This window comes from Microbispora hainanensis, assembly GCF_006874475.1.
Taxonomy (GTDB): Bacteria; Actinomycetota; Actinomycetes; order Streptosporangiales; family Streptosporangiaceae; genus Microbispora; species Microbispora hainanensis.
Genome location: NZ_VIRM01000002.1, coordinates 278,070 through 290,226, shown reverse-complemented (window position 1 = coordinate 290,226; position 12,157 = coordinate 278,070). Strand labels below are relative to the sequence as shown.

At 71.8% G+C, this 12,157-nt stretch carries 12 protein-coding genes; 1 reads left to right on the top strand and 11 read right to left on the bottom strand.

The window, feature by feature from the left end:
• Window positions 1-19: 19 nt before the first annotated feature.
• The 7 genes from FLX08_RS02850 to FLX08_RS02820 all read right to left on the bottom strand — a co-directional run bounded on the left by FLX08_RS02850 (window position 20) and on the right by FLX08_RS02820 (window position 5,363).
• Window positions 20-688, bottom strand: coding sequence for a response regulator transcription factor (locus FLX08_RS02850; protein ID WP_030451323.1), 669 nt, complete (start codon window positions 686-688; stop codon window positions 20-22).
• Window positions 689-987: 299 nt separating this feature from the next.
• The gene (gene bfr, locus FLX08_RS02845; protein WP_142616587.1) at window positions 988-1,467 is read right to left on the bottom strand and encodes a bacterioferritin; all 480 of its coding nucleotides are present in this window, start codon (window positions 1,465-1,467) and stop codon (window positions 988-990) included.
• A gap of 13 nt (window positions 1,468-1,480) precedes the next feature.
• Entirely contained in the window at window positions 1,481-1,660 is a 180-nt protein-coding gene (locus FLX08_RS02840; protein WP_142616586.1) for a (2Fe-2S)-binding protein, read from the bottom strand.
• A gap of 137 nt (window positions 1,661-1,797) precedes the next feature.
• Window positions 1,798-2,883 carry an S-(hydroxymethyl)mycothiol dehydrogenase gene (locus FLX08_RS02835; protein WP_142616585.1) on the bottom strand — a complete coding sequence of 362 codons (1,086 nt, stop codon included), beginning with the start codon at window positions 2,881-2,883 and terminating at the stop codon, window positions 1,798-1,800.
• 10 nt (window positions 2,884-2,893) lie between these two features.
• Window positions 2,894-3,895 carry an adenylate/guanylate cyclase domain-containing protein gene (locus FLX08_RS02830; RefSeq protein ID WP_244312275.1) on the bottom strand — a complete coding sequence of 334 codons (1,002 nt, stop codon included), beginning with the start codon at window positions 3,893-3,895 and terminating at the stop codon, window positions 2,894-2,896.
• 38 nt (window positions 3,896-3,933) lie between these two features.
• Window positions 3,934-4,446 carry a PH domain-containing protein gene (locus tag FLX08_RS02825; RefSeq protein ID WP_142616584.1) on the bottom strand — a complete coding sequence of 171 codons (513 nt, stop codon included), beginning with the start codon at window positions 4,444-4,446 and terminating at the stop codon, window positions 3,934-3,936.
• Window positions 4,447-4,523: 77 nt separating this feature from the next.
• Entirely contained in the window at window positions 4,524-5,363 is an 840-nt protein-coding gene (locus FLX08_RS02820; protein WP_142616583.1) for a biotin--[acetyl-CoA-carboxylase] ligase, read from the bottom strand.
• A 143-nt stretch (window positions 5,364-5,506) separates the two neighbouring features.
• Between FLX08_RS02820 and fdhD the strand changes: the two genes are divergently transcribed.
• On the top strand, window positions 5,507-6,406 hold the full coding sequence (gene fdhD, locus FLX08_RS02815) for a formate dehydrogenase accessory sulfurtransferase FdhD (protein WP_142616582.1): 900 nt from the start codon (window positions 5,507-5,509) through the stop codon (window positions 6,404-6,406).
• Between the two features lie 63 nt (window positions 6,407-6,469).
• Here fdhD and FLX08_RS02810 read toward each other — a convergent pair whose 3' ends face one another.
• The 4 genes from FLX08_RS02810 to FLX08_RS02795 all read right to left on the bottom strand — a co-directional run bounded on the left by FLX08_RS02810 (window position 6,470) and on the right by FLX08_RS02795 (window position 12,073).
• Window positions 6,470-9,106, bottom strand: a complete 2,637-nt coding sequence (locus FLX08_RS02810; RefSeq protein ID WP_142616581.1) for a phosphoenolpyruvate carboxylase — start codon at window positions 9,104-9,106, stop codon at window positions 6,470-6,472.
• A gap of 78 nt (window positions 9,107-9,184) precedes the next feature.
• Entirely contained in the window at window positions 9,185-9,658 is a 474-nt protein-coding gene (locus FLX08_RS02805; RefSeq protein ID WP_142616580.1) for a hypothetical protein, read from the bottom strand.
• A gap of 91 nt (window positions 9,659-9,749) precedes the next feature.
• Entirely contained in the window at window positions 9,750-11,333 is a 1,584-nt protein-coding gene (locus FLX08_RS02800; RefSeq protein ID WP_208761230.1) for a hypothetical protein, read from the bottom strand.
• Window positions 11,312-12,073, bottom strand: a complete 762-nt coding sequence (locus tag FLX08_RS02795) for an ABC transporter ATP-binding protein (RefSeq protein WP_142616579.1) — start codon at window positions 12,071-12,073, stop codon at window positions 11,312-11,314. The genes FLX08_RS02800 and FLX08_RS02795 overlap by 22 nt, the downstream gene beginning before the upstream one ends.
• Between the last annotated feature and the right edge of the window lie 84 nt (window positions 12,074-12,157).

The window sequence follows — 12,157 nt, the reverse complement described above, 5'->3', positions numbered from 1 at the left end:
CGCAACCGCCCCACGGCGGTTACTCGCGCTCGAAACGGAAGCCGACCCCTCGGACGGTCGTGATGTAGCGCGGCTTGGCCGCGTCGTCTCCGAGCTTGCGGCGCAGCCACGAGATGTGCATGTCCAGTGTCTTCGTCGACCCCCACCAGTTCGTGTCCCACACCTCGCGCATGATCTGCTCGCGGGTGACGACCTTGCCGGCGTCCCGTACGAGCACGCGGAGCAGGTCGAACTCCTTGGTGGTCAGGTGCAGTTCCTTGTCTCCCATCCAGGCCCGGCGTGAGTCGGCGTCGATGCGGACGCCTTGCACCACCGGGGTCTCCGATGTTCCGCGCCGGAGCAGGGCCCGCACGCGGGCGAGCAGTTCTGCCAGGCGGAACGGCTTGGTGACGTAGTCGTCGGCCCCGGCGTCGAGACCGACGACGGTGTCGACTTCGTCGACACGGGCGGTGAGGATCAGGACCGGAGTCCCGTGTCCCTCCGCGCGAATGCGGCGCGCGACCTCCAGCCCGTCCATCTCTGGAAGGCCGAGGTCGAGAACAATCAGGTCGACGCCCCCCGACAAGGCCCTCTCCAGGGCCTGCGGGCCATCGGGGCTCACCTCCACCTGATAGCCCTCCCGGCGCAGGGCTCGCGCCAGCGGCTCGGAAATCGAGGTGTCATCCTCGGCGAGAAGTACGCAGGTCATGGTGCGATCGTAGGACCTTGTGCGATCGTTTCCCGGCTACAGCGCGCCTTTTGACTTGTCGTTGACCCATCAATTGACCTGGGCAAACACTGATAAATCCGGGATAGTCAGCACGGAAGCGACGCGATCTTCTACCCTATTCTCGACCATTTCGAACTTCGTCGCGGGAAACCGCATAATGGCGTGAAAAACGCCCGCCGAAACGATGACGACGGGCGTTGTCCATCTGATTTCCCGTCCGCTCAGGCGACGGCCGGGGGTGCGCCGGGTCAGGAGAGCCCGGCCCAGGAGGGCACGACTCAGGAGGACGGCGGCTCCGCGTACCGCTGAAGGTACAGCTGCTCGCCCAGGCTCTCCAGGAGGCCCAGCTCGGTTTCCAGATAGTCGATGTGGTGCTCCTCGTCGGCCAGGATGCGCTCGAAGAGCGTGGCCGAGGTGATGTCCCCCCGCTCCCGCATGAGGGCGATGCCGGGCCGCAGGCGCTTGACCACGCTCAGCTCCAGCTCCAGGTCGGCCTGAAGCTGCTCCCTGACGGTCTGGCCGATATGCAGGGTGTTCAGCTTCTGGTAGTTCGGCAGACCCTCCAGGAACAGGATCCGGTCGGTGAGTTCCTCCGCGTGCCGCATCTCGTCGATGGACTCCGCCCGCGTGATCGCGGCGAGCTTCGTATATCCCCAGTTCTCCTGTAGCTTCGCGTGCAGGAAGTACTGGTTGATGGCGGTCAGCTCGGAGGTGAGCTGCTCGTTGAGCAGCGCGATGATCTCTTTGTCGCCCTGCATAAGCTTCCTCGATCTATGCGCTGGTGACCAGGTCCTCTGACCGTTTCAGGATCGCACAGATCTTCCGGACGCAGGATGCGCAGTCCCCCCCTGCACCGGTCGCGTCCCGCACCTGGCGAGCCGTCCTCGCCCCGTCGGCGATGCAGTCGTGCACCTCGCTCTCGGTGACGGCGCGGCAGATGCAGACGTACATGAAGCGGCCTCTCAGGGATCTCCGGGAAGGTTAGGCATACCTAAGATAACCCACTTTGGTAAGGCTTGCCTACGTGATCCATGGCACAGAAAGGGGCGGCACTCCGCAAAGCGGAAGCGCCGCCCCTCGCGCGGGCGTCAGAGCACGACGACCGACCGCAGCACCTCCCCGCGGTGCATCTTGCCGAACGCCTCCTCGACCTGGTCGAGGCCGATGGTCTCGGTGACGAACCCGTCGAGGTCGAGCCGTCCCTGCTGGTAGAGGTCGATCAGCATGGGGAAGTCGCGGCTGGGCAGGCAGTCGCCATACCAGGAGGACTTGAGCGCGCCGCCGCGGCCGAAGACGTCGAGCAGCGGCAGGTCGAGCTGCATCTCCGGGGTCGGCACGCCGACCAGCACGACGGTCCCGGCCAGGTCGCGGGCGTAGAACGCCTGCTTGTACGTCTCGGGACGGCCCACCGCCTCGATCACGACGTCGGCGCCGAACCCGCCGGTCAGCTCGCGGATCGCCTCCACCGGGTCGGTCTCCCGCGAGTTGACGGTGTGCGTGGCGCCGAAGCCGCGGGCCCAGTCGAGCTTGCGGTCGTCCACGTCCACCGCGATGATCGTCCGGGCTCCGGCGAGCTGGGCGCCCGCGATGGCCGCGTTGCCCACGCCGCCGCAGCCGATCACCGCGACCGTGTCGCCCCGGGTCACGCCGCCGGTGTTGATCGCGGCCCCGAGACCGGCCATCACGCCGCAGCCGAGCAGCCCGGCGACGGCCGGCTTGGCCGCCGGGTCGACCTTCGTGCACTGCCCGGCCGCCACCAGGGTCTTCTCCAGGAAGGCCCCGATGCCGAGCGCCGGGCTGAGCACGGTGCCGTCGGCCAGGGTCATCTTCTGCGCCGCGTTGTGAGTGGCGAAGCAGTACCACGGCCGGCCCCGCAGGCACGCGCGGCACTGCCCGCACACCGCCCGCCAGTTGAGGATCACGTAGTCGCCGGGCTCGACCTCGGTCACGCCCGGGCCGACCGCCTCGACGACGCCCGCGGCCTCGTGGCCCAGCAGGAACGGGAACTCGTCATTGATGCCGCCCTCGCGATAGTGGAGGTCGGTGTGGCAGACCCCGCAGGCCTGCACGTTCACGACCGCCTCGCCGGGCCCCGGGTCGGGCACGACGACCGTCTCCAGCGTCACCGCCTCACCCTTGCCGCGCGCCACCACGCCCTGGACTTCGTACGGCATGTGCTGTACCTCAACTTTCTCGGGTGGATCTCCTCAGAACATACGGCTCCACCACGCCGAGCCCGCGGGCGGGACGGCGGCGGAGTTTGACCAGGTCGACGCCGGGAGCACCGGTGAGGCCGGCGGCCAGCTCACTGTCGGCCAGGATCGTGCCGGGCCTGGCGATGGCCGTCAGCCGGGCCGCCAGGTTGACCGTCGTGCCGAAGACGTCGCCCATCGCCGGGAGCACCGGGCCGTACGCCAGCCCCACCCGTACGTCGGGCCCCTCGGCGTCGCGTTTGAGCTCGTCGATCAGGTCGAGCGCGATGAGGGCCGCGGTCCTCGGGTCGGCGGCGGTGAACAGCACCTCGTCGCCGAGCGTCTTGACCAGCCGGCCGTCGTGCGCCGCGATCACGTCGGAGGCCCGCGACTCGAACCCCTCGACCAGGTCGGCCAGCGCCAGCTCGTCCAGCTCGCGCGACACGCGGGTGAAGGCGACGAGGTCGGCGAACCCGACCCCGAGCCTCGGCCGGGTCGGCGAGACGTCCTCCCCGGGCTCGGCGAGGGAGACCAGCCGGCTCGCGGTGGCGGCGAGCTGGGAGCGCCAGACGTGCACCAGCGTCTGCTCGAAGTCCGGCAGCAGGCGGCTGACCGTGTCGACCACCTGCCGCAGCGCGTCCTCCCCCGCCTTGACGCCGGGCTGGATCAGCGCGTCCAGCATGATCTCGGCCTGCCACTGGGCGAGCCGCGCGGTCGTTCGGCCGAGGGCCCTGGCCATGCGGATGACGGTCCGCTCGTCGAGCGTCTCCGAGTCGATCAGGTCGCGGATGCGGCGCAGGGCCTTCAGGTCGGCCTCGGTGAACGCCACGGTGTCGTCGGAGAACGTGGCGAAGCCGAGGGCCCGCCAGATCCGCGCCGCCAGGTCCTGCGGGATGCCGGCCGCCTCGGCGACCTGTCTCCGGGTGTAGGCCGGTGCCGGCCCCAGGAACAGCCGCCGCATGTCGTCGGCGCCGGGCCGCCCGCTAGTGTCCACGTCCCCCTCCCCCGCGCGGCGCGCAGGCCGCGCCGCGTTCATTCCCCGTCGATGTTCCCGTCCGCGGCGTCCTCCACCAGGCGGAACAGCTCGTGCCGCACCCGCTGGATCTGGGGGATGTCGCGATAGTCGATGTCGCCCTTCTCCGAGGCCGACTCGACCCGGAGCGTGCCGCATCCGAGGATGCGCTCGATGAGCCGCTGGTCGGAGCTCACGCTGCTCACCTTGGCCAGCGGGATGTCGTCCTCCGACTTGTTCAGCACTCCGACGCTGATCGCGAAGCGGTGCGAGGTCAGCGTGTACGACGTCGTGACCCAGCGCAGGTAGGGGATGACCGTCCACAGGACCAGCGCCACGAAGGCGACCACGGCCACCGCGCCGCGGGCGTACCCCGCGTATTCGTAGTCGCCGGGGATGAAGACGAAGGCCGCGACGGCGGCGGCCAGCACGACGATGAGGGCGAGGAACGGAAGGATCAGTCGCTTCCAGTGCGGATGGAACGATAGAACGACCCGCTCGCCGTCGGCCAGATATTGATCGGGGAGACCCATGGCGCAAATCGTGACACGATCGCCGGTCGATTGCATGTGTTCGCCCGATCGCCCGGCAGCTCTGATCATGCGGAGATTCAGGACAGCGGGCCGGTCTCCGGCGACCGGCGCACGTGGACGACGTCGCCCGCGCTGAGCGTGTGCTCTCCGTCCTGGGCGCGCACGACCAGGTGGCCGGACGCGTCGACGCCGGTCGCCAGACCGGTCAGCACCCGCTCTCCGGGCAGCTCGACCCTGACGTCCTGGCCCACTGTGGACGACCAGGCGAGATAGGCGGCGCGCAGGCCCGAGGCATCGGGGTCGCCGCCGGCGGCCGTCCACTCGCGGTAGTGCGACTCGACCTCCCGGAGGATCGCGCGCAACAGCGGGTCGCGGTCGGTGCAGGCGGCGTTCTCGACGGCGAGGGACGTGGCCCGCTCCACCGGCAGCTCCTCCGGCCGCAGCGAGACGTTGAGCCCCATGCCGACGACCACCATGCGGTCCACCCGCTCGGCCAGGATCCCGGCGAGCTTGCGCTCCCCCACCATGAGGTCGTTGGGCCACTTGAGCCGCACGTCGATCTCCGCGATCCGCCGTACGGCCGAGGCGGCGGCGAGACCGACCAGCAGCGCCAGCCAGCCCTGCCGGACGAGCGGCGCCTCCGGCCGCAGCAGCATCGAGAACGTCAGCCCCGAGCGCGGCGGCGCGGTCCACGGGCGGCCGAGCCTGCCCCGGCCGGCGGACTGTACTTCCGCGACCAGCACGGCGCCTTCGACCGGGTTGTCGCGCACGGTCCTGGCCAGATCGGCGTTGGTGGAGCCGGTCCGCTCGACGACGCGTATGGACGACCACAGCGAGCCCGGGCGCACCAGCGCCCTGGTCAGCGCGGTCTCGGACAGCGGAGGCCGGTCGAGATCGGCGTACGGCGAGTCGGGCACGCCCCCAGGCTATCGGCCTGCGGACCCGCCCCCGCCGCGCCGTTCACGAGAACCGGGCGCCACCCGGCGGGCGACGACCGACCGGCGGCGTGGCAGGCTGCGTACGGAATGGATCGGCAGCCATGCCGGCAAGGAGGAGACAGATGGAATCGGACGGCGCGGCGCGGCCGACTGCTCGTCTGGGGCCCGTCACGCGGTCACGCGTCCGGAGGGTGTCCGGATCGGCCGTACGCGACCGGCGTGACGACCTCGCCACGGAGGAACCGCTGGAGATCCGGCTCCTGGCCGGAGGCGAGAGCCGTACGGTGGCGATCACGATGCGGACGCCGGGCGCGGACTTCGAGCTCGCGGCGGGTTTCCTGCACGGCGAGGGCATCGCCGGCCCCGGCGACATCGCCGCCATCGGCTACTGCACCGACGAGGACCTGGACCCCGAGGCGCGCTACAACACGGTGACGGTGCGGCTCGCCGCCTCCCGGCTCCCCGACCTCGGCGCGGCGGCGCGGAACTTCCTGACGTCGAGCGCGTGCGGCGTCTGCGGCACGGCGAGCCTCGACGCCCTGCGCGACCGCTGCGCCGTGCCGGCCGCGCGCGCGCCGGTCGCCGTGTCCGCCACGACCCTGTACGGCCTGCCCGACCGGCTGCGGGAGGCCCAGGGGGTGTTCGGCAGGACGGGCGGGCTGCACGCCGCCGGGCTGTTCACGCCCGACGGCACGCCGCTGGCCGTGCGGGAGGACGTGGGACGGCACAACGCCGTCGACAAGCTGGTCGGCTGGGCGCTGCTCGGCGGCCGGACCCCCCTCGACCGGCACGTCCTGCTGGTCAGCGGCCGGGTCGGCTACGAGATCATGCAGAAGGCGGCGAGCGCGGGGATCCAGATCGTGTGCGCCGTGTCCGCGCCGTCCTCGCTCGCCGTCGACCTGGCGCGCGAGTTCGGCGTCACGCTCGTGGGGTTCCTGCGCGAGGAGCGCTTCAACATCTACGCCTGCCCGGATCGGATTGAGGTCGGGCGGATCGAGGTCGAGCAGGCCGAGACCGCCTGAGCCGCGTGAGCCGCGTGAGCCGGTGGTGCGGGCGTCGCCGCACCACCGGCTCGGGCGGGCCGGTCAGCCGGTGTTCTGCAGACCGGCCGCGACACCGTTCACGCTGAGCAGCAGCAGCGTGGACAGGCGCTCGCGCTCCTCGTCCGACAGGTCGCCCGGCGCCCGCAGCGCCGACAGCGCACGGAGCTGGAGGTGGCTGAGCGCGTCCACGTAGGGGTCGCGGAGCTGCACGGCCCGCGACAGCACGCGCCGGTTCTCCAGGAGGCGGGCGTGGCCGGTCACCTCCAGCACCAGCCGCCTCGTCAGGTCGTACTCCTCCAGGACCTGCCCGGCGAAGTCGCTCCGGCCGCCCAGGGCCAGGTAGCGGGACGCGATCGAGCGGTCGGTCTTGGCCAGCGACATCTCCGCGTTGTCCAGCATCGCGGCGAACAGCGGCCACTCCTTGTAGGCCGAGCGCAGTTCGGCCATGCCGCCGTCGGTGACCACGGCGGCCAGGCCGCTGCCCAGGCCGTACCAGCCGGGGAGGTTGACCCGCGTCTGGGCCCAGGCGAACACCCACGGGATGGCCCGCAGGTCGTCCAGCGAGCGGGGCGCGCCGAGGCCGCGCCGCGCGGGACGGGAGCCGAGCCGCAGCGAGCCGATCTCCTCAAGCGGGCTGACCAGCGCGAACCACTCGGGGAAGCCCGGCGCCTCGGTCAGCGCCCGGTAGGCCCGCTCGGAGGCGCCGGCCACAGTGTCGGCCATCCGGCGGAACTTCGCCGCCGCGGCGGCCGTGCTCGACTCCACCGCGGAGGTGGACGCGAGCAGCACGGCGTTGGTGACCTGCTCGATGTGCCGCTTGGCGATCGCCGAGTGGCCGTAGCGCGCGAAGATGACCTCGCCCTGCTCGGTGACCTTGAACCGGCCGGCGACCGATCCCGGAGCCTGGGCGAGCACCGCCCGGTTGGCCGGGCCGCCGCCCCGGCCGAGCGCGCCGCCCCGGCCGTGGAAGAGCGTGAGCCTGACGTCGTTGGCCGCGGCCCAGGCGGTCAGCGCCGCCTGCGCGTCGTACAGGCGCAGGGTGGCCGCGGCCGGGCCGAGCTCCTTGGCCGAGTCGGAGTAGCCGAGCATGACCTCCATGCGCCGCCCGTTCTCGGCGAGCCGCCGGCGTACGGGCTCCAGCTTGACCATGCCCTCCAGCACGGCGGTGGAGTTGTCGAGGTCCTCGCCCGACTCGAACAGGGGGACCACGTCGAGCACCGGGGCGCGGTCGCCCAGGGCGTGCCGGGCCAGCTCGTAGACGGCCGCGACGTCGTCGGCGGAGCGGGTGAACGAGACGACGTAGCGGGAGCAGGCGGCCACGCCGAAGCGCTCCTGGATCCACCCGATCACCCGGATCGTGGCCAGAACCTCCTCGGTGCGCTCCGACAGCGTGCCCGAGGCGATCTCCTTGAGCGCCGCCGCGTGCACCGCCGAGTGCTGGCGCACCTCCAGCTCGGCCAGGTGGAAGCCGAACGTCTCGACCTGCCAGATCAGGTGCTGCAGCTCGCCGTACGCCTGCCGCACGGCGCCGGCGCCGCGCAGGGAGTCCTGCGCGATCCGCAGGTCGGCCAGCAGCTCGGCCGGCGCGCGATAGGCGAGGTCGAGGTCGCGGCGGCGGGTCGCGGCGATCCTGGCCGCCACGAACATGAGCCACTGGCGGTGCGGCTCGCGCGGCGACCGGGTGGCCATCTCCGACACCAGGTCGGGGTGGTCGTCCTCGGCCTGCGCGAGCGCGGCCCGCAGCTCGGCGGACGGCGGTGTGAAGACGCCGGCGAGGGTGAGCGACCTGCCGATCCTGGTAGTGGCGTTCTCCAGCGCGATCAGCACGTGCTCGGCCTGGATCTGGATGGCCTCCCTGGTCACCTTGGCGGTGACGTTGGGGTTGCCGTCGCGGTCGCCGCCGATCCAGCTTCCGTAGCGGATGTACGCCTTGGCCAGCGGCTCCCGCGTCCCGGTGCCGGGGCCGAGCGCCGCGTCGAGCGAGCGGTAGATCTGCGGCACGGTGCGGAACAGCGTCTCGTCGAACGCCGCCATCGCCGTACGGACCTCGTCGAGCGGGTCGAGCTTGGTGTGGCGGAGCTGGGCGGTCCTCCACAGGATGTCGATCTCCTCGAGCAGCCGCCGGTGGGCCTCCTCCCGCTCGGCGGCGCCCCGTCCGGGGGCGTTGTAGGCGTCGAGCTGGGCGCTGATCCGCTGGATGGCGGTGACGATCGCCCGCCGCCGCGCCTCCGTGGGGTGGGCCGTCAGCACGGGCCGGAACTCCAGCCCGTCGATCAGGTCCTGCAGCCGGTCGTCCCCGCGCAGCCGCTGCACGGCCTCCGCGAGGGACTCGCGCAGCGGCACGTCGTCCCTGTCGCGCTGCCGCAGGATGCGGATGCGGTAGTGCTCCTCGGCGAGGTTGGCGAGATGGAAGTAGCAGGTGAAGGCGCGGGCGATCTGCACGGCGCGGTCGACGGGCCATTCGGCCACCATGGCCGCGACCTCGTCCGCCGTCGTCTCCCGGCGGCGGGCCGCGATCACGGCCTTCCTGAGCCGTTCCACGTCGGCGAGGAGCTCCGGACCGCCGTGTTCGGCGATCACCTGCCCCAATAATCCACCCAATAGGCGCACGTCAGCGCGGAGTTCGTCCGGCATCTCCGCTACGGCGTTGTGTCGTTCGGCAGGAGCGATGGCGGCCATGCTTCGAAGGCTAGCGAATCGCGCTCGGCAGCCCGAGGGCGGTCTCACCAATTGGACTAGACCACCTGAACGCGCAGGTCAGACCGGGCGCGCGTCCGGGGCGCCGAGCGCCTCGGACGGGGCCTGCGAGAGCGCCCTGAAACGGCGGGTGAGGTGCTGGGCGAGCCGCCCGTGCGCCACGACGATCGCGGCGAACGCGACGACCAGCATCGTGATCGGCGTCAGCTGATCGTCGTCGGCCAGGACGATGATCTTGGCGTCGGCGAGCCCCGTCCTCGCGGCCATCAGTCCCGTGAGCGCCGCGGTCACCCAGCGACCGGCATGCATGATCGCCGGACGCGCGGCCGCGGTCACCGCGGCAGGCAGGGCCAGCACGGCGAACGCGACGAGGATCGCGGCCGTGCCCGCCAGGGACATGCCGGTCAGCCCGCCGACGGCCAGCGCGATGCCCCGCATCAGGAGGCGCGCCAGCCCCCCGATCACCAGCCCGCTCAGTGCCGCCGCGGCCACCGGCGCCCAGATCACACGGCCCAGCGGACTGCCATCGCGCATTGCTTTCCCCCTTAGAACGGTCCAAACGGTTATAGAGGCGGGCCGTATCGCACGCAAGACCGCAAGGACTTCGCGATCGCTCCGTTATTTCTCAGGTGGGGCGGGAGACGGCGGCGAGGAGTTCGGGGAGGCGGGCGAAGCCGACGCCGGCGGCGATCCTGCGGCCCGCCCAGGAGGCCGCCACGCCGTACGGCACGGCGAGCACGGCCCACCAGGTCAGGCCGAACACGACCGGCAGCACGATCGGCAGTATGAGCACGCCGGTGACGACCATCGTGGCGAAGGAGGCCGCGAACGCCTGCCCGCCCTGCCCCGGAGCGGCGCCGGTGAAGGCGTTCAGACGGTCGGGGTAGGTGTAGGGCGCGGTCACGCTGGTGATCGCGCCGACGCCCATGGCGACGCCGAGCACGCCCCAGGCGACAGGAGCGGCGGCGAGGGCCAAGGCGGCGTGGCCCGTCACCAGGCCGGCGAACAGCGACACCACGACCAGCAGCGGCACCCCGATGACCGCCATGGCCAGGTGCCGCCCGGCCAGGTCGGTACGCAGGTCGCGCGGTGTGGAGAACGCCACGGCGTTCATCCACAGCGACCTGCCGTCGATGCCGAAGGAGTTGCCCGCCTGCAACCCGATCATGACGGCCGCCAGGCAGGCGGGCCCGATCACCGAACCCGGGCCGGCCGCGCCGTCCCCTCCGCGCAGGGAGAGCGTGATGATCACGGTGATGAACAGCGCCATGATCCAGTTCACCCGGCCGCGGGGCTCCCTCGCGGCGTACTTCAGCTCCTTCGCGACGACGGCGCCGAGCATGCCGCCGGGCAGGAACCGGCCGATCGAGATCCGGCCCGACCGCCGGACGGAGCCGCCGCCCTGGCTGGAGGCGTCGGGCCGCACCAGCGCGTGCCGCAGCGCGGCGATCCACAGCCATCCCAGCACGACGACCGACATCGCGACGACGATCAGCTCGGCGACGCCGATGAGGCCGCCGTCCGCGATCGCGTGCGCGGCCAGCCCCGGCGGCGTCCAGCGCAGGACCTCGCCCACCGACGCCAGCATCCGCGTGGGGTCGCCCGGCAGGCCGCGGTTGACCAGCAGGTTCGGCACCTGGGCGAGGAGCACCACGAAGATGGCCGCGACCGCCAGCAGGTCGCGTCCCCTGCGGGTGCGCAGCAGGCCGGACAGCCCGGTGGTCACCAGGCGGGACGCGGTGAGGCAGAAGGCGAACACGAGGACGACCGCGGGCACCCCGAGCAGCACCCCGCCCGGCCCGTGGGCGAGCGCGACCACGCCGCCGGACAGCGCGACCAGCGAGGCGATCGGCCACGGCCCGGTCGCCGAAGCGGCCAGCATGCCGGTCGCGAGCTGCCGGGTGGTCAGCGGGAACAGGGCCAGCCTGGCCGGGTCGAGCGTCTCGTCCAGGCCGAAGGCCGTCAGCGGCACGACGACCCACCCGACGGCGAAGATCGCGAATGCCACCGCGACGAGGTCGAGGGCGATGTCGGGGGGCGCGAACCGGATGAGGGACACCAGCGCGAACCCCGCGAGGCCGGCGAGAAGGGCGGCGACCATCGAGAAGGCGAAGCCGGCCTGCCTGCCGGCGTCGCCGCGCAGGCCCCCGCGCACCAGGCTGAGCTTGAGCCGGACGAACAGCCAGGTCATGCCGGCGAGCCCAGCCACGACAGGCCCTCCTCCCCGTTGCCGCGCACGCCGACGAGGTCGAGGAACGCCTCGTTGAGCGTGCGGCCCTGCCGTACGTCGTCGAGCGGGCCCTGGGCGACGACGAACCCGCGGTTCATCACCGACACCCAGTCGCACAGCCGCTCGACCAGGTCCATCACGTGGCTGGAGAAGACGACGGTGGAGCCCGAGGCGACATATCTGCGCAGCACCTCGGTCAGTGTGTTGGCGGAGACGGGATCGACGCCCTCGAACGGCTCGTCGAGGAACAGCACGCCCGGGTTGTGCAGCAGCGCCGCCGCGAGGCCGATCTTCTTGCGCATTCCGGTGGAGTAGTCGACCACCAGCTTGTCCTGCGCCTCGGCCAGGTCCATGACCTTGAGCAGCTCGTCGGCGCGGCGGCCGACCTCGTCTATGGGGATGCCGCGCAACTGGCCGCAGTATGTCAGCAGTTCGCGGCCGGACAGCCGTTCGAACAGCCGCAGGCCCTCGGGCAGCACGCCGATGCGCGCCTTGACGCTGACCGGGTCGGCCCACACGTCGCGGCCGTCGATCTCGATCCGCCCGCCGTCCGGACGCAGCAGCCCGGTGACCATGCCCAGGGTGGTCGTCTTGCCCGCGCCGTTGGGACCGACCAGCCCGGCGAAGCTGCCCCTCGGCACGACCAGATCGACGCCGCCGACCGCGACCTGCTGCCCGAAGCGCTTGAACAATCCCTGCGTCCGTACGGCATCCGCCATGGCGCCCCCAGTCGTATAAAGCCGTCGTAAAGCCGAACGAACGGCGCACGGGTCACGTTCCTGCGGGAGCGCCCGGCGGGCCGG

Bases quoted from the DNA above. Each gene is read 5' to 3' on its own strand.
- FLX08_RS02805 (WP_142616580.1), bottom strand. From the start codon at position 9,658: ATGCGCGATGGCAGTCCGCTGGGCCGTGTGATCTGGGCGCCGGTGGCC.
- FLX08_RS02840 (WP_142616586.1), bottom strand. From the start codon at position 1,660: ATGTACGTCTGCATCTGCCGCGCCGTCACCGAGAGCGAGGTGCACGAC.
- FLX08_RS02795 (WP_142616579.1), bottom strand. From the start codon at position 12,073: ATGGCGGATGCCGTACGGACGCAGGGATTGTTCAAGCGCTTCGGGCAG.
- FLX08_RS02825 (WP_142616584.1), bottom strand. From the start codon at position 4,446: ATGGGTCTCCCCGATCAATATCTGGCCGACGGCGAGCGGGTCGTTCTA.
- FLX08_RS02835 (WP_142616585.1), bottom strand. From the start codon at position 2,883: ATGCCGTACGAAGTCCAGGGCGTGGTGGCGCGCGGCAAGGGTGAGGCG.
- FLX08_RS02850 (WP_030451323.1), bottom strand. From the start codon at position 688: ATGACCTGCGTACTTCTCGCCGAGGATGACACCTCGATTTCCGAGCCG.
- fdhD (WP_142616582.1), top strand. From the start codon at position 5,507: ATGGAATCGGACGGCGCGGCGCGGCCGACTGCTCGTCTGGGGCCCGTC.
- bfr (WP_142616587.1), bottom strand. From the start codon at position 1,467: ATGCAGGGCGACAAAGAGATCATCGCGCTGCTCAACGAGCAGCTCACC.
- FLX08_RS02810 (WP_142616581.1), bottom strand. From the start codon at position 9,106: ATGGCCGCCATCGCTCCTGCCGAACGACACAACGCCGTAGCGGAGATG.